The sequence below is a fragment of the Streptomyces sp. NPDC050546 genome (assembly GCF_044457425.1).
In the GTDB taxonomy this organism is placed as follows: Bacteria; Actinomycetota; Actinomycetes; order Streptomycetales; family Streptomycetaceae; genus Streptomyces.
Genome location: NZ_JBITGX010000015.1, coordinates 71,599 through 86,893, shown reverse-complemented (window position 1 = coordinate 86,893; position 15,295 = coordinate 71,599). Strand labels below are relative to the sequence as shown.

Annotated in this window: 14 protein-coding genes; 10 read left to right on the top strand and 4 right to left on the bottom strand. The window is 69.8% G+C overall.

Features of this window, described 5'->3' with window-relative positions:
- The first annotated feature begins 34 nt into the window (after nt 1-34).
- The 4 genes from ACIBK5_RS32190 to ACIBK5_RS32175 are packed head-to-tail and all read left to right on the top strand — an operon-like array spanning nt 35 to nt 3,972.
- Nucleotides 35-1,336: an MFS transporter gene (locus tag ACIBK5_RS32190; protein ID WP_399025066.1), complete on the top strand. Its 1,302-nt coding sequence runs from the start codon at nt 35-37 to the stop codon at nt 1,334-1,336.
- A 32-nt stretch (nt 1,337-1,368) separates the two neighbouring features.
- Complete coding sequence (otnI, locus tag ACIBK5_RS32185; RefSeq protein WP_399025064.1) at nt 1,369-2,172, top strand: 2-oxo-tetronate isomerase; 804 nt, start codon at nt 1,369-1,371, stop codon at nt 2,170-2,172.
- On the top strand, nt 2,169-3,182 hold the full coding sequence (gene denD / locus ACIBK5_RS32180) for a D-erythronate dehydrogenase (RefSeq protein ID WP_399025062.1): 1,014 nt from the start codon (nt 2,169-2,171) through the stop codon (nt 3,180-3,182). The genes otnI and denD overlap by 4 nt, the downstream gene beginning before the upstream one ends.
- Before the next feature lie 43 nt (nt 3,183-3,225).
- Nucleotides 3,226-3,972, top strand: a complete 747-nt coding sequence (locus ACIBK5_RS32175; protein ID WP_399025059.1) for a FadR/GntR family transcriptional regulator — start codon at nt 3,226-3,228, stop codon at nt 3,970-3,972.
- A 28-nt stretch (nt 3,973-4,000) separates the two neighbouring features.
- Here the strand turns inward: ACIBK5_RS32175 and ACIBK5_RS32170 are convergent, their stop codons facing one another.
- From ACIBK5_RS32170 to ACIBK5_RS32160, 3 genes are all read right to left on the bottom strand, one after another.
- Entirely contained in the window at nt 4,001-4,528 is a 528-nt protein-coding gene (locus ACIBK5_RS32170) for a cupin domain-containing protein (RefSeq protein ID WP_399025057.1), read from the bottom strand.
- Nucleotides 4,529-4,591: 63 nt separating this feature from the next.
- Nucleotides 4,592-5,653, bottom strand: coding sequence for a phosphotransferase family protein (locus ACIBK5_RS32165; RefSeq protein ID WP_399025055.1), 1,062 nt, complete (start codon nt 5,651-5,653; stop codon nt 4,592-4,594).
- Nucleotides 5,650-6,654 (bottom strand): C-terminal binding protein, encoded by a 1,005-nt coding sequence (locus ACIBK5_RS32160; RefSeq protein ID WP_399025053.1) that lies wholly within the window; start codon nt 6,652-6,654, stop codon nt 5,650-5,652. The genes ACIBK5_RS32165 and ACIBK5_RS32160 overlap by 4 nt, the downstream gene beginning before the upstream one ends.
- Nucleotides 6,655-7,232: 578 nt before the next feature.
- Between ACIBK5_RS32160 and ACIBK5_RS32155 the strand changes: the two genes are divergently transcribed.
- Nucleotides 7,233-8,501, top strand: coding sequence for an MFS transporter (locus ACIBK5_RS32155; protein WP_399025051.1), 1,269 nt, complete (start codon nt 7,233-7,235; stop codon nt 8,499-8,501).
- Nucleotides 8,502-8,585: 84 nt separating this feature from the next.
- Here ACIBK5_RS32155 and ACIBK5_RS32150 read toward each other — a convergent pair whose 3' ends face one another.
- Nucleotides 8,586-9,410 (bottom strand): fumarylacetoacetate hydrolase family protein, encoded by an 825-nt coding sequence (locus ACIBK5_RS32150; RefSeq protein WP_399025049.1) that lies wholly within the window; start codon nt 9,408-9,410, stop codon nt 8,586-8,588.
- A 93-nt stretch (nt 9,411-9,503) separates the two neighbouring features.
- Between ACIBK5_RS32150 and ACIBK5_RS32145 the strand changes: the two genes are divergently transcribed.
- The 5 genes from ACIBK5_RS32145 (at nt 9,504) to ACIBK5_RS32125 (ending at nt 15,220) form a co-directional block, all read left to right on the top strand.
- A complete protein-coding gene (locus tag ACIBK5_RS32145) occupies nt 9,504-10,538 on the top strand; it encodes a LacI family DNA-binding transcriptional regulator (protein ID WP_399025047.1) in 1,035 nt (344 codons plus the stop codon).
- Nucleotides 10,539-11,116: 578 nt separating this feature from the next.
- Entirely contained in the window at nt 11,117-12,427 is a 1,311-nt protein-coding gene (gene eno / locus ACIBK5_RS32140) for a phosphopyruvate hydratase (RefSeq protein WP_399025045.1), read from the top strand.
- A gap of 60 nt (nt 12,428-12,487) precedes the next feature.
- On the top strand, nt 12,488-13,492 hold the full coding sequence (locus ACIBK5_RS32135) for a VOC family protein (RefSeq protein WP_399025043.1): 1,005 nt from the start codon (nt 12,488-12,490) through the stop codon (nt 13,490-13,492).
- 25 nt (nt 13,493-13,517) lie between these two features.
- Nucleotides 13,518-14,072 (top strand): carboxymuconolactone decarboxylase family protein, encoded by a 555-nt coding sequence (locus ACIBK5_RS32130; protein WP_399025041.1) that lies wholly within the window; start codon nt 13,518-13,520, stop codon nt 14,070-14,072.
- A gap of 38 nt (nt 14,073-14,110) precedes the next feature.
- On the top strand, nt 14,111-15,220 hold the full coding sequence (locus ACIBK5_RS32125) for an alcohol dehydrogenase catalytic domain-containing protein (protein WP_399025039.1): 1,110 nt from the start codon (nt 14,111-14,113) through the stop codon (nt 15,218-15,220).
- The last annotated feature ends 75 nt before the right edge of the window (nt 15,221-15,295 follow it).

Sequence of the window (15,295 nt, the reverse complement as noted above, 5' to 3'; positions counted from 1 at the left end):
ATTCCCCTGAGCCGCTCAAAGGATCGCCATGTCCATGCCTATATCGGCGTCCACCGCCCCCGACGCCGCCCGTGAGAACGCCGTCTTCCGCAAGGTCGTACGGCGTATCGTCCCCTTCCTCGTCCTCTGTTACGTCGTCTCCTACCTGGACCGGGTCAACGTCGGCTTCGCGAAGCTCCAGATGTCCGACGACCTCGGGTTCAGCGAGGCGGCGTACGGCCTCGGCGCCGGCCTGTTCTTCATCGGCTACTTCCTCTTCGAGGTGCCGTCGAACCTGATGCTGCAACGCGTCGGCGCCCGCACCTGGATCGCCCGGATCATGATCAGCTGGGGCGTCGTCTCGGCGTCGTTCATGTTCGTCCACAACGAGACGATGTTCTACGTCCTGCGGTTTCTCCTCGGTGCCGCCGAGGCGGGGTTCTACCCGGGGGTGATCCTGTACTGCACGTACTGGTTCCCGTCGCGGCGTCGGGCCCGGGTGATCGCGATGTTCATGTCCGCCATCCCGGTGGCCGGCATCTTCGGCAACCCGCTGTCCGGCTGGATCATGGACCGGTTCCAGGGTGTGAACGGCTGGCAGGGCTGGCAGTGGATGTTCCTGCTGGAGGCGATCCCCGCCCTCCTGATCGGCGTGGCCACCCTGTTCTACCTCGACAACAGCGTGCGCGACGCGAAGTGGCTCACCGACGAGGAGAAGGACGTCGTCGAGCGGGCGATCGCCGAGGACGCCACGCACCAGACCGTGCACGGCCGGGTCTGGGACGCCTTCCGCGAGCCGAAGGTGTGGCTGATGTGCCTCATCTACTTCTGCTTCGTGATGGGGCAGTACGCCCTGACCTTCTGGATGCCCACGTTCATCGAGTCCACGGGCATCGAGGGGAACCTCGCGATCGGCGTGCTCAGCGCGGTGCCGTTCCTGGCGGCTCTCGTCGCGATGAACCTGTTCGGGCGTTCGGCGGACAAGCACCGCGAGCGGCGCTGGCACCTGGTCGTCCCGAGCCTCATGGGCGCCGTCGGCTTCTCGCTTGCGGCCGGCTGGTCCGGGTCCACCGCACTGTCCCTGGTCGCGCTGTCCGTCGCCGCGGCCGGTGTGCTGACCTGCTCGCCGCTGTTCTGGTCGCTGCCCACCGCGTTCCTCGGCGGTACCGCCGCCGCGGTCGGCCTCGCCGTGATCAACTCGGTCGGCAACCTCGCCGGCTTCGTCAGTCCCTACATGATCGGCGCGGTGAAGGACGCCACCGGCTCGACATCGCTCCCGATGTACGTCCTGGCGCTCAGTCTCGTCGTCGGCGCCGCCGCGGTGCTCACCACCGACAAGCAGACCGTCAACCGCTGACCGGTCCTCCCGGTCCCCTCACAGGAGCCAGCATGCCGAGGTTCGCAGCGAACCTGTCCATGATGTATCCCGAGCACGACTTCCCCGACCGCTTCGCCGCGGCCTCGGCGGACGGCTTCACCGCCGTCGAATACCTCTTCCCCTACGCCCACGACAGCAAGGAGTTGCGGCGCCGGCTGGACGACCACGGCCTCGAGCAGGTGCTCTTCAACGCACCTCCCGGGGCATGGGAGTCCGGAGAACGCGGCATCGCGGCACTGCCCGGCCGCGAGACGGAGGTCCGCTCCGGGATCGCCCAAGCTCTCGAGTACGCAGCCGCACTGGACTGCCCGCGGCTGCACGTGATGGCCGGTCTCGTGCCGCCGGACCTGACTCCGAAGGAGCTGGCCCAGCACCGCGACACCTACCTGGCCAACCTGGAGTGGGCGGCGGAGCGGGCCGCCGAGTCGGACGTCGACATCCTGGTCGAGCCGATCAACGGCCGCGACATGCCCGGCTACTTCCTGTCCCGGCAGGCGGAGGCCCACGCGGTGGTACAGGAGGTGGGCGCTCCGAATCTCAAGGTGCAACTCGACCTGTACCACTGCCAGATCGTCGAAGGCGATCTCACGACGACGCTGCGCCGCGACCTGCCGACCGGCCGGGTCGGTCATCTGCAGATCGCCGGCGTGCCGGACCGCCACGAGCCGGACAGCGGCGAGCTCGACGTCCGGCATCTGTTCGGCGTCGTCGACGACCTGGGCTTCGACGGGTGGATCGGCTGCGAGTACATCCCCCGGGCCGGCACGAGCGAGGGACTCGGCTGGCTGAACCACTACCGAGGAGACAAGGCATGAGGATCGTCATCACCGGCGGCTTCGGCTTTCTGGGACGCGAGATCACCGACACCCTGCTGAGGACCCGGACGCTCGGTGGTACGCCGATCGATCAACTGGTGCTCACCGACCGTTTCGTCCCGCCCGGGGCGGCGCAGGCCGCTGATCCCCTGGTGGAGATCGTGCGGGGTGACCTGGTCGAGTGTCTCGACGAGGTGTTCGCGGAGCCGGTGGACGTGCTGATCCACCTCGCCGCGGCCGTCTCCGCCGAGTGCGAGGCCGACTTCGATCTCGGGATGAGCGCCAACCTGGACACCACCCGCGCCCTCCTCGAAGCCGCCCGGGCCCAGTCGGCCTCCGGCGGACCGGCACCGCGCCTGGTGTTCTCCAGCAGCGTCGCGGTCTACGGCTCAGACCCGGCACTGCCGCTCCCGCCGGTGGTCAGCGAGTCCACGCTGCCCACGCCCCGGTCGAGCTACGGGATCCAGAAGCTCATCTGTGAGCAGCTGGTCGCGGACTACACACGCCGGGGCTTCATCGACGGGCGCGTCGCCCGGCTGATGACGGTGTCCGTACGTCCCGGCAAGCCGAACGCCGCCGCCTCCGGCTTTCTGTCGGGCATCGTCCGCGAGCCGCTCGCGGGACTCCCGGCGATCTGCCCCGTACGCCCCGACCTGCGGGTGGCCCTGGCGTCACCGCGGCGCACGGTCGAGGGGATCCTCCGCGTCGCGGAAGCCGAGCGCGGCGGCGGGCGGGGCCGGCTCGACGGCGGACTGCCCGTCAACCTCCCCGCGCTCACGGTCTCGGTCGCCGAGATGCTGGCCACGCTGCGGCGCGTGGCGGGGGACGCCGCGGCCGATCTGGTGACCGTCGCGCCCGATCCGGACGTGGAGGCCGTCGTGGGATCGTGGCCCTCCGTCTTCGACAACACGCGCGCCGCCGCGCTCGGGCTGGAGCCCGACCCGAGCTTCGAATCGGTGGTGCGGGACTACCTCGCCGGCCACCCCGACGCGGTCCTGGTCAAGGCGTAGCGGACAGCGGAACGACCAGACCCGGGCCTATAGACTGAAAACCATGTTTTCCAAGGTAAGCGGTCCCGTCCGGCTCGCGGATCAGGTCGCCGCGACCCTCTCGGAGGAGATCGAGTCGGGGCGGCTGGCCGAGGGCGACCGACTGCCGACCGAGGTCGAGCTGGTCAGGCAGTTGGGCGTCAGCCGCACGGTGGTGCGCGAGGCCCTGTCGCGGCTGCGTAACGCGGGTCTGATCGAACCGCGTCAGGGCATCGGCGTGTTCGTCCTGCCGCGCCGCACCCGCCCGCTCGATCTGGAGGCCGCCGACACCAAGGCGAAGGTGCTGCAGATCGTGGAGGTGCGCCGTGCCATGGAGGGGGAGGCGGCCCATCTCGCGGCCACCCGGGCCACGCCCCTCGACCTCGCACGGATGCGTCAGGCCCTGGACGCGATCGCCTCGGCGGTCGCGGCCGGCGGCGACGGCGTGGACGAGGACCTCGCCTACCACCGGTCCATCGCCGAGTCGACCGGGAACACGGTCCTGGTCTCGACCCTGCGGTACCTGGGTGATGTGTCGCGCAGCGGTATCCGCGTCACGCGGGCGAACGAGGCACGCCGGAACGACTTCATCGAAGCGGTCCGGGCGGAGCACCACGCCATCCTCGCCGCCGTCGAGGCGCGCGACGCCGAGGCGGCCCGTACGGCCGCACGCCTCCACATGAATCACGCCGCCGCCCGCCTCCAGGACGCGGACGACGGCTTCTGGACCGACGCCGAGGACATCGAGGTGGACCTCGACGCCGCTCCCTGACGCGCCGGTACGACTCCCAGCCGGTCGCTCAGCCGTCGTCCGCGCCGATGAGGACGAAGGCCATCGTTGCCGCCAGCCCACTGCGGTTGCGCCAGGCGTGACGGGTGCCGTTCTGGACCACGATGTCCCCGGCCGAGAGCGGCGTGCACCGGCCGTCGTCCAGTTCGAGAACGATCTCGCCCGTCAGCACGATGCCGTAGTCCACGGTCGCCGTGGCGTGCATACCGTCGGGTTCGATGAGCTCGGCGATGCCGGGCGAGTCGGCCCGCTGCTCCTGATCGAAGGCCGCCGGGTCGAACGCCGGGTCGGCCAGCGCCGATTCCGGCGGGAAGGTCAGCACGATGAACCGCGTGCCGCCGGGCGCCGGGAGCAGACTGGTGACCTCGGGAGTGGGGTCCTCCCCGGTCCTGCTGAGCCGCTGACCGGGTTCGGTGGCCCAGGGCAGCCGGGACACCCAGCCCGGCAGGCTGGTGAACTCCCGGCTGCGCGGGATCGGGCCGTCGCTGACGACGACCGACCTGCCGTTCTCGTCGTGGCCGGTGACGACTCTGCGCATACGTCTCTCCTCGCTGACGTCCGGCGGACCGTCGAGCCGGTCACCGGACCGTCGCTTCCGTTGTCAGCAGGGCCGCGTGCCCGGTTCGGTCTGCGCCGCGAGGGCCGATTCCCAGGCGGCCACGACGTCCGCGACCGTGGACACGGGCGCTCGCAGAAGCGTCGACGCGACCGCGCGCACATGCATCCGATGGCCCTCGTGGGTGAGGTACTCCACGGGGGACTTGCCGTCCACCCGCGCGAGCAGCAGCGCCGGCAGCAGGGTCGCGGCGCGCTGCTGAAGGGCGGCGCGGGGCTCCCAGTCGACGCGCTCGACGTACTCGGCGGCCAGCACGCGAGCCGACCGCAGGAGGTCGTCGCGGCCCCCCGGTACCACCAAGCTCTTCAGGAGCAGGTGGTTGACGCAGAAGGCGAGGTCGAAGGCCGGGTCCCCGTACCAGGCGCACTCGGCGTCCAGCAGCACGGGCCCCGACGGGCCGACGAGGATGTTCTTGGGGCTGACGTCTCCGTGCACCAGGACAAGGTGCGTGCCGGCGGTACGGTCGGCCAGGCCCTGGAGGACATCGCCGAGGCCGGGGTGTGCGGCGGCGGTGGCCAGCAGGTACGGCTCGATGCGCAGGGCGTGGAAGTTGTCGTCGGTCGCGAACTCCTCGGCGAGGGCGGCATCGCCCGCGCTGGCCGCGTGCAGGCTGCCGAGCAGCTTCCCGACCGCCGCAGCGGTCGCCACCCGCACCTCGCCGTACAGCAACTGCGCCTTCCACACCGGATACCGCTCGGGGGGCAGGTAGGCCATGGCGAAGAGGCCCGCTCCGGGGTCGTGGGCCAGCAGCTCCGGCACGCTGTCCGGGCGGTGCCGGGACGCGAACCGCATCCACGCCCATTCGCAGGCGTTGCGCGACACCGGTGCCTCCCAGTCGGCCGCGACCTTCAGCCTCGCCAGGGCGCGTTTGACGCAGAGGGAACGTCCCGGCAGGTCCACGCGCCACAGGTCGGAGGAGACACCGCCGGCCAATGGTGTCCAGGTCGCGGTCTCACCGGGCACGGCGAGACCCTCGGCCCTCAGGAAGTCCGTCAGCGCGGTGTCGGGCACGGGGCCAGGACCGACCTCCGCCGAAGCCGCGCTCATCGCCGTTCACCCGGACCGGCGGGCAGGCCATGAGGGGTGTTGCAGGGGTGAGCCGGCGCTTGGTCCGCCAGGATGCGCACGACTTCCTCGGCGGCGCGGCGGCGCAGTTCCGTCACCGACGCGTCGGAGGAGAAGGCGACGTGCGGGGTGAGCAGCGCCCCGGGCTGTGCCGACAGTCCCGCCGGGACGTGCGGCTCGGTCTCCAGGACGTCGAAAGCGGCACCGTCCAGGTGCCCGCTGTCGAGCGCCTTGATCACCGCATCCGTGTCGACCAGGCCACCCCGGCTGACGTTGACCAGCAGACCGCCCGGCCGCATCAGGTCCAGCTGTTCGGCTCCGATGACATGGAACGTCTCCGGTGTGAGCGGCAGGTGGAGGATCACCACGTCACTGCGGCGCAGCAGTTCGTCCAACGCCACCATCTCCACACCGGGGACGTCCTTCGGCGGGTGCGGGTCGTGGGCCAGTATCCGGCAGCCGAAAGTGCCGAGCTTGCGTGTGGTGGCCCGCCCGATCCTCCCGTAGCCGACGACGCCGCAGGTCAGCGTCGCCAGTCGGCGCAGCCGGGCACTCGCGGGGTTCCAGCGGCCCGCGCGGACCTCCCGGTCGAACGCGGCCAGTCCGCGGGTCCAGGCGAGCACCATGCCGACGGCGTGGTCGGAGACCTCCTCCACGCAGTAGTCGGGCACGTTGGTGACCCACACCCCGTGCTCGGTGGCCGTGGACACGGCGATGTTGTCCAGCCCCACGCCGAGCCTGGCGACGACCCGCAGCTCCGGCGAGGTGCCGATCGCGGTGGCGGAGACGGGCGCCCAGCAGGTCAGGATGCCCGCGGGGCGGTGCTCGGCGACCAGTTCCTCGATCACCTCGGCGGAGGCGGGTTCGGCGGGGCCGGTCACCAGGGTGTGGCCCGCCCGCTCGACGACGGACCGCTCGACGGAGTCATCGGGCCAGGCGTGGTCGGTGAGCAGCACGGTGCCGGGGCGGCTCGGTGGTTTCATGGAAGGTCGTCCTCGCAGAATCGTGCGCGGGTGAGATAGGAGAGGTTCACCGGGCTGGGGTGGGGTGCCGGCGCCCCCGACTTTTGGTCGGTCTCGGGCGCCGCACCCGGGGTCGCGAGATGCCGGGACACGTCGCATCACTCTGTCATAGCCACGTGATGCTAACGATAGCACTGGCGCACTTCCACTCGTCAAGAGCGCGAAGAGCGGAGAAGGCCGAAGAATTCCGGCGTCGACATCTTGACGCGCAACGGACTTGCCTCCATGGTTCTGCCAATGCCGACCGTGTGACCCCATAAGAGTCCGCACGAAGTCCGGCTGTCGAAGACGCCATAGCCACGGACGTCCCCGACGGGCGAAATACGGCTGAATTCCGCATGCGGTATCCGATCCGCACGGCAGCACATCGCCCCCTTGCCGCCGGCCGGCGGCCGCTCGCCGACGCCCGGCCGACGCAGTCCGTGTTCAGCTCACCGCTTCCCGCCTCACCGCATTCCGTTGCCGCCGCCGGTACGGACCCCGTACCGGCGATGCGTCCGCCGCGCCCTGCCGCGGCACATTCCTCCTCAGGAGCCGCCATGACTCACACAGCGCAAGCCGACCTCGACGCAGTCCCCGCCGACAGAACACCGGAAGACAGCCGTCCGCCCCTTTCCCGGGCCATGACCGGGGTCGGCTTTCTGCTGATCGTCCTCTCCTACATGGTCAACGCGATGGACCGCCAGGTCTTTCCGCCCCTGCTGCCCGACATCCGTGCGGAGTACGGGTTCTCCCTGGAGCAGGGCGGGCTGCTGGCAACGAACTTCACCCTCGGCATGGCCCTGGCCGGCCTGCCCGCGGGCTATCTCCTGGACCGCTTCCGCCGCAAGACGGTCCTGCTGGTCAGCATCGTGATCTACTCCCTGGGCACGATGGCCACACCGCTGGCGACCGGGCTCGCCGACATGACCCTGTACCGGGTCGTCTCCGGCTTCGGTGAGGGCATGCAGTCCGCCGCCATCTTCGCGGCGATGGGCGCCTACTTCGCCCACCGGCGCGGCCTCGTCTTCGGGGTGATCGGCGTCGGCTACTCCGTCGGCGTGTTCATCGCCCCGCTGATCGGCGTCGAGCTCATGAGCATGCACGGCACCTGGCACGCGCCCTTCTACCTGTTCGGCACGGCCGGGCTGCTGATCGCCGCCGCCTCCCTGTTCCTCGTCAAGGCCGGACTGACCGAGCGCTCCGTCGAGCGGGTCGCCTCCGCCAGGACCTACGACTACATGCCGGCCTCCGCCTACAACCGCAACACGATCGCCCTGACCGTCCACTCCGTCGTCAGCGGCGTGGCCGTCTACGGGTTCCTCGGCCTGTATCCGACCTACCTCATCAGCTCGCTGCACTACTCCGCCGGGCAGGCCGCTCTGGCCATGAGCTGCCTCGGCTTCGGGGGCATGACGGCCGTGCTCGGGGGCTGGCTCGGCGACCGCGTGAACCAGCGCAATCTGCTGATCCTCAGCCTGCTGGCCGTCTCGGTCATCAGCATGTGCATCTACGAGACGCGGGCCGCCGTGGGGCCGCAGTGCGTACTCGCCTTCCTCATGGGCGCCTTCGGACTGGGCTTCGTCTATCCCAACACCAACAGCGCGATGCAGCGGGCCGTGCGCCCGTCGCAGATCGGACGCGCCTCGGGGCTCTTCGTCAGCAGCTACTACGGCCCGGCGGCCTTCTCGGGCCTGCTCTTCGCCGCCCTGGTGGAGACCTTCGGCTGGAGCCGGGCGGGGTTGCTCCAGGTCACGGTCCTCCCGCTGGCGGGCGTCGCCGCACTGGCCTTCGTCCGTCCCGCGCGGTTCAACAACGCGATCCGCTAGCGGCACACCCGCCGGCACACCGAGGGCCTGCCCACCGCCGAGCGGTGGGCAGGCCCTATCGTGGCCGACGCCTGCGGCCGGCCGTCAACGGCTCTCGGCCACGACCGGATTGCGCAGCACGCCGATGCCCTCGATCTCCACTTCGACCTCGTCCCCCGGGCGTATCGGACCGACACCGGAAGGTGTGCCGGTCATGATCACGTCTCCTGGCAGCAGTGTCAGATATCGGCTGAGGTAGCTGACGATTCCCGGAACCGGCAGCAGCAGATCGGCCGTGCTCGCGGACTGCGTGACGGCGCCGTTCACCCGGGTGGTCAGGGAGAGCGCCGAAGGGTCGAGTCCGGTCGCGATGACGGGCCCGAGGGGAGCGAAGGTGTCCTGGCCCTTGCCGATGAGAAGCGTTCCGAATGCGCTCTCCTTGCGCTGGACGACGCGGTCGCTGACGTCGTTGCCGCAGGTATAGCCGAGGATGTACTCCGGCGCCTCGGAGGGTTTCACATGACGCGCTTCCTTTCCGATGACGACCACCAACTCACCTTCGAAATGGATGAGTTCGCCATCGGCCGGATACACGATCGCCTCCCCCGGCCCCACCACCGCCGTGCTCGGCTTCATGAAACACACCGGAACCTCGGGAATCTCACGGTCGGTCTCGTCGACATGTGAGGCGTAGTTGTAGGCGAACCCGAAAATCCGGGGGCGCTCGACCGGCGGGAGAATGACGGCCTCGGCGGCCTGGTCGATGCGCCCCGTGGGGGAAAGCCCGGTGAAGGGATCACCCTCGTATCTGGCGATGGTGACGCCACCGGGTTCGAGTTCTCCGTAGTAATGCACACCACCGACGGCATATCTGACGATCCGCACGGACACCTCCGCAACTGGGCAGCCGAGGGCGGCTGCACGGCCCATCCAGCGATGCTAACGTTAGCACGACCGTGTCACTGCTATCGTTGGCACACGCACAGTGACGGCACGGGACAGTCAGCCGAGGGGACTCCTTACGTGATCACGACCAGGGACATCGCCGAGCGCCTCGGAGTCTCCGTGTCGACGGTGGGGCGGGCACTCGCCGACGATCCGCGCATCAGCGAGGAGACGAAGTTCCGCGTCAGGCAGGCCGCTTCCGACATGGGCTACGTCGGCAACCGCGCGGCCCGGATGATGCGCGGAGCGTCCAGTAACGTGGTGGCGCTGGTGATCCCGGACATCCGCAACAGCTTCTACTCGACCATCGCGCACGAGCTGTCCAAGAACATGGAGGCCGAGGGCTTCCAGCTGATGCTCTCGGAGACCGACGACGACCGGACGGCGGAGCTGCGCCATCTGCGGGAGCTGTCCGCGAACCGCGTGGCCGGCGTCATCATCGTGCCCACCGCCCGCCCGCACAGCGAGTCCGTCAAACTCCTGCGTGCCCTGCCTCACTTGCAGCTCCTGCGCCGCCACCCGTCCCTCGGTTCACAGTGGTTCGGCGTGGACGACCACGAGGCGCTGCGCCGGGCCACGGCCCACCTGGTGGCCCAGGGACATACCCGCATCGCCTACCTCGGCGGCCCGGAAGAGCTGCCCACGGGCGCGGAGCGGCTGCGCGGCTTCCGCAGCGCCCTGCGCGAAGGAGGCCTGCCGGACGATGCGGGGCGCACGGCACTGGGACCGCCGTCGTCGATGGAGCACGGCCGCGAAACGGTGCGCCGGCTGCTCCAGGGGCCGGACACGCCCACCGCGCTCGTGCTGGGCTCGATCCAGCTCACCCTGGGCGTCCTCGAGGAGCTGTCCGGGCAGGGCGTGAAGGTGCCCGAGGAGCTGTCCGTGGTCGGATTCGGAGACGAGCCCGGATTCTCCTGGTGGGGCCCCGGACTCACCACCACCGGCCTGCCCATCCAGGAGATGGCCACCGGCTGCGCGCTGTGGATGATGCGCCGCCTCAAGACCAAGCCGAGCAACGACGGCCCCTACACCTCGGTCTCCCCCGGCTCGCTCGTACTGCGCGGCAGCACGGCTCCACCTGCGGGCGGGAAGGCTCGGTCCGGGGCCGCCTGAGTTCGGAGACGGCTCTTCGTCGTCACGCCGCTCTTCGCCGTCACGCCGCGCCACGGGCGGGGCCTCATGGCGAGAGGCGCCCGGAGCGATCGGCTCCGGGCGCCTTCGACGTGCTCGGTGGCGGCCGCGATCGAGCCCGGCGAGCCCACGCCGCCTGTGCTGTCCGTCCGTCCAGGACGGCGCGGGCTCGCCGGAGTGTCTGCCGCAGCGCCACAGTCGCACCAGCGGGTTGTGCGAACGATAGCACGGAGGTGCCGTCACCCCAAGAGGAATGGGGCCGAGCACCCTACCCGCAGATCCATGCGCCAGCCCCTCTTGACAGAACTCTCGGCACTGCGCACGATTGCGCTATCGTTAGCACGATCAGAGCCGCAGCGGATGAGCATTCCTCGTCCCCCTGGTCACTCGCGGCCGGGGAGCACCTCTTCTGAGACCGGCCCCTGGCCTCGGACCGCGCCCGTTTCTCCTGCGCGCGGAATCCGTACGCCTCCGGCTGCGGGGCGCGCCCCCTCCCCTGACGGCATGCGCGGGCACCGCTCGGTGCCCCGATCGTCCGATCTTCGAAAGGTTGCACCGCCATGACAGACGCGCGGATCGCCAAACTCCACGGCCGCAGGGTGTGGGATTCCCGCGGGCGTCCGACGGTGGAGGTCGAGGTGCGTCTGGCGGACGGCGCGACCGGCCGTGCCATCGCACCGGCAGGCGCCTCGACGGGGCAGGGTGAGGCGCTCGACCTGCGGGACGGCGGCAGTCGCTTCGGCGGCCTCGACGTGCGCCGCGCGGTCGGTTCGGTGAACGGCGAGATCACGCCCGCTCTGCTGGACCGCGACGCGGCCGATCAGGAAGCCGTCGACCGGCTGCTGGTGGACCTCGACGGAACGCCCGACCGCTCTCGCCTGGGCGGCAACGCGATCGTCGCCACGTCCATGGCGGTGCTGCACGCCGCCGCCGCCTCGGCGGGCGTACCGCTGTGGCGGCACCTGGCGGGCGAACGGCCGGTCCGCATCCCGCTGCCGGAGATCCAGATCTTCGGCGGCGGCGCCCATGCCGACCGCCGCGTCGACGTCCAGGACTTCATGGTGATGTGCCCCGCGGCACGGAGTTTCTCCGAGGCCCTGGACTGGACCGCGGAGATCTACCGGGCGGCAGGAAGCCTCATGCGCGGGGCCGGGAAGGCCCAGGGCGTCGCCGACGAAGGCGGCTACTGGCCCGCGTTCGACTCCAACGAGGAGGCACTCGAGACGCTCACCCGGGCGATCGAGGCGGCGGGGTTCGAACCCCTGGCGCAGGTCGGCATCTCGCTGGACGTCGCGGCCTCGCAGTTCGGCAGTGGCGGGCGGTACACGCTGGCTCTGGACGACCGCACGCTGGACACCGCGGCGCTGATCGACATGCTGGGCGACTGGATCGAGCAGTATCCGATCCTGTCCGTCGAGGACCCGGTGGGCGAGGACGACACCGACGGCATGGTGGAGTTCACCCGGCGCCACGGCCACCGCTGCCAGGTGATCGGCGACGACTACCTGGTCACGAACGCCAAGCGGGTGGAGGCGGCGGCCACCGGCGGGGCGGCGAACGCCGTCCTCGTCAAGCCGAACCAGGCCGGCACGGTCACGGAGGCGTTCCAGGCGCTGCGCGCCGGAAAGGACGCCGGATTCGGCACCGTCGTCTCGGCCCGGTCCGGGGAGACCGAGGACGTCACCATCGCGCATCTGAGCGTCGGCTGGAACGCCGGCCAGCTGAAGGTGGGCTCGTTCACCCGCTCCGAGCGGATGGCCAAGTGGAACGAGGTGCTGCGCATCGAGGAGTCCCTCGGCGAATCCGCGGAATTCAGTGGTTGGTCCGCTTTCACATTCTCCGGTTCCGGGCCTTCCACGACCAAACCGTAAAACCGCCCAGAAGTATTAAAGTCATCGAAATGAAGAGCTGATCGGAGCACGGAGACCAGCATGCTGCCACCCGTCAATCTGCGCCCGAGTTTCAACATCACCCGCGCCTCCCATGTGCGTCTCACCGTCGCCGACCTCGCCGAGAGCCGGAATTTCTACGTGAAGGCCCTCGGGCTCGTCGTCAGCGACGAGGACGAGCGCACCTGCCACCTCCGCGGTCTCGCCGAGGCATGCCACCACAGCCTCGTACTGGAGCTGGACGAGGAGGAGGCCGGCGCCTGCCGGAGGATCGGTTTCCGCGTCTTCTTCGACGAGGATCTCGACATCGCCTACACGTGGTTCCGCGACCGGGGTCTGCCCGCGGAGTGGGTCGACCTCCCCTACCAGGGCCGCACGCTGCATGTCGCCGACCCTTTCGGCACCCCGCTCGAACTCTGCGCGCACATGGAGACCCGGCCGAGACTGCACATCGACTTCGAGCACTACCGGGGAGCCCACGCCCAGCGGCTGGACCACTTCCAGACCTTCGCGCCGAACACCTACGAGCTGACCGCGTTCTACGGAGAGCTCGGATTCCGGAACTCCGAGTACCTGGCACACGGCGACAAGCTGCTCAGCTCGTTCATGTACCGCAAGGGCACCACCCTGGACCTGGCGCTCGTGGAGAACACCGGCCCCGCGCTCCATCACTTCGCCTACACCGTCTCCGAGAGCCGTGACATCTTCACCGCCTGCGACTGGGCGGGCATCCTCGGCTACGGCGAGGGCGTCGAGCGGGGCCCGGGGCGGCACGGTCCGGGCGGGATGCTCTTCACCTACCTCCGTGACCCCGACGGGCACCGGGTGGAGGTCTTCAACGCCCACTACCAGACGATCGACACCGAGATCGAGCCCGTGCGGTGGGACGCGGGATCGCTCAGCACGAACGTCCGCTGGGGGTTCCCGGCGCTGGAGAAGTGGTACTTCGAGGCGTCGCCCTTCGCGGGGGTGCGGCAGACCCCGCCCGCCGACCCCCCGAATCCGCTGACGCTCGAGCGCTTCCTGCTCGAGCAGTCCCCGCACTGACCTTCCCGTCCCCCGAGGAGACGACATGGCACGAGTTTCCTATCTGCGCCGCGAGGACGCGGACGAGTCGCAGAAGCCCCTGTACGACCGGCTGGAAGCCGAACGCAAGGTACCGACGGCGAACATCTTCCTCGCCCTGACCCATGCGCCGGCTCAGCTGGACGCCTTCCTGACCTACGCCAACTCGCTGCGCGCCGCCGACCTCAGCCCGAGGCTGCGCGAGCTGGCCATTCTGACCGTGGGCCACGCGACCCGGTCCGCGTACGAGGTGGCCCACCACCAGTCGCACGGGCTCAAGGCCGGGCTGACCGGCGAACAGCTCGCGGCGGTGGCCGACTTCGAGTCCTCCGGCCTGTTCGACGAGACGGAGCGGGCGGTCATGCGGCTCGCCAGGGAGTCCACGCTCCAGGTCGACGTCTCGGAGGAGACCTGGCGCGCCGCGGCCGCTCATCTGACCGACCGGCAGATGGTCGAACTCTCGCTGTCCATCGCCTGGTACAACTCCGGCGTCCGCATCATGGGTCTGCTGGACATCGACCTCGAGGACAACTACCCGAATCCTTTCCCCCGTTCCCGGTAATTCGGCACCGTACGGCCCGTCTTCTCAGGAGTATTTCAATGGCGAAAATGCTCGCCGCACGACTGCACCGGCTCGGTGAGCCGATGAGAGTGGACACGCTCGACGTGCCCACCCCGAGGCCGACCGATGTGCTGGTGCGGGTCAAGGCATGCGGAATCGTGCCGAACATGGCCAACGTGATCAACAACTGGCCGACCTGGTATCCGCACCAGCCGTTGCCCCAGCTGCCCGCGATCTTCGGGCTGGATCCCGCGGGTGTGGTCGAGGCGGTCGGTGAGGCCGTCCTCAACACCAAGCCCGGGGACAGGGTCTATGTGAGTCCTCTGCGGTCCTGCGGGAGCTGTCAGGTGTGCCGCGGCGGTGAACTCAGCCGGTGCCGCTACTTCACTCTGAACGGCTACTTCAGCACGTCCCGCGACGGTCAGCGGATCTTCGACCTCTACCCGTACGGTGGCTTCGCCGAGTACATGACGGCTCCGCAGTACTCGATCGTCAACATCCCCGACACCATGACGTTCGAGCAGGCCGGCAAGCTCGGCTACATCGGCACCTCCTACGGCGCTCTGAGGCACGCCGCGGCCGGCCCGGGTCAGGTCGCGCTGATCGACGGGATCACCGGCACGCTCGGCGTCGCCTCCGCCCTGCTCGCGCTGGCCTCGGGTGTCTCCAGGGTCCTCGGCACCGGCCGCAACGAGGAACTCCTCAAGCGGGTCGTGGAGTTGGCCCCGGACCGGATCGAGGTGATGCGGCTGGGCGAGGGGTCCACCGGTGAGTGGGCCAGGTCCCGCACCGGCGGCGAGGGGGCCGACTTCGTCATCAGCGCGCTCGGTGCCAAGGCCCCTGTGGAGACGATGCTCGACTCCATGCAGGGCGTCCGCCGCGGCGGCAGGGTGGTCAACGTCGGCGGTGTGGCCGACCGGCTGCCCGTGGACGTGAAGTGGCTGATGGACGAGCAGGTGCAGCTGATCGGCTCCAACTGGTTCACCACCGCGCAGGGCCAGGAGGTCGCCGACATGGTGGCGACCGGAGCGCTCGACCTGTCGTACCTGATCACCAAGCCCTTCCCGCTGTCCGAGGTCAACGAGGCGATCTCGGGACGCGCCACGGACTTCGACGGCGGATTCAGCAACTACGTCGTGATCCCCTGAGGCGCCGATCCCCCATACTCACCCCGCGGCGGACCTGTTCTGCCCTGACGCCGCCGCGGGGTGTCCCGGCAGGAC

Excerpts from the sequence above, each read along its gene's own strand:
- ACIBK5_RS32190 (WP_399025066.1), top strand. The coding sequence starts at position 35 with ATGCCTATATCGGCGTCCACCGCCCCCGACGCCGCCCGTGAGAACGCC.
- otnI (WP_399025064.1), top strand. The coding sequence starts at position 1,369 with ATGCCGAGGTTCGCAGCGAACCTGTCCATGATGTATCCCGAGCACGAC.
- denD (WP_399025062.1), top strand. The coding sequence starts at position 2,169 with ATGAGGATCGTCATCACCGGCGGCTTCGGCTTTCTGGGACGCGAGATC.
- ACIBK5_RS32175 (WP_399025059.1), top strand. The coding sequence starts at position 3,226 with ATGTTTTCCAAGGTAAGCGGTCCCGTCCGGCTCGCGGATCAGGTCGCC.
- ACIBK5_RS32170 (WP_399025057.1), bottom strand. The coding sequence starts at position 4,528 with ATGCGCAGAGTCGTCACCGGCCACGACGAGAACGGCAGGTCGGTCGTC.
- ACIBK5_RS32165 (WP_399025055.1), bottom strand. The coding sequence starts at position 5,653 with ATGAGCGCGGCTTCGGCGGAGGTCGGTCCTGGCCCCGTGCCCGACACC.
- ACIBK5_RS32160 (WP_399025053.1), bottom strand. The coding sequence starts at position 6,654 with ATGAAACCACCGAGCCGCCCCGGCACCGTGCTGCTCACCGACCACGCC.
- ACIBK5_RS32155 (WP_399025051.1), top strand. The coding sequence starts at position 7,233 with ATGACTCACACAGCGCAAGCCGACCTCGACGCAGTCCCCGCCGACAGA.
- ACIBK5_RS32150 (WP_399025049.1), bottom strand. The coding sequence starts at position 9,410 with ATGGGCCGTGCAGCCGCCCTCGGCTGCCCAGTTGCGGAGGTGTCCGTG.
- eno (WP_399025045.1), top strand. The coding sequence starts at position 11,117 with ATGACAGACGCGCGGATCGCCAAACTCCACGGCCGCAGGGTGTGGGAT.
- ACIBK5_RS32135 (WP_399025043.1), top strand. The coding sequence starts at position 12,488 with ATGCTGCCACCCGTCAATCTGCGCCCGAGTTTCAACATCACCCGCGCC.
- ACIBK5_RS32130 (WP_399025041.1), top strand. The coding sequence starts at position 13,518 with ATGGCACGAGTTTCCTATCTGCGCCGCGAGGACGCGGACGAGTCGCAG.
- ACIBK5_RS32125 (WP_399025039.1), top strand. The coding sequence starts at position 14,111 with ATGGCGAAAATGCTCGCCGCACGACTGCACCGGCTCGGTGAGCCGATG.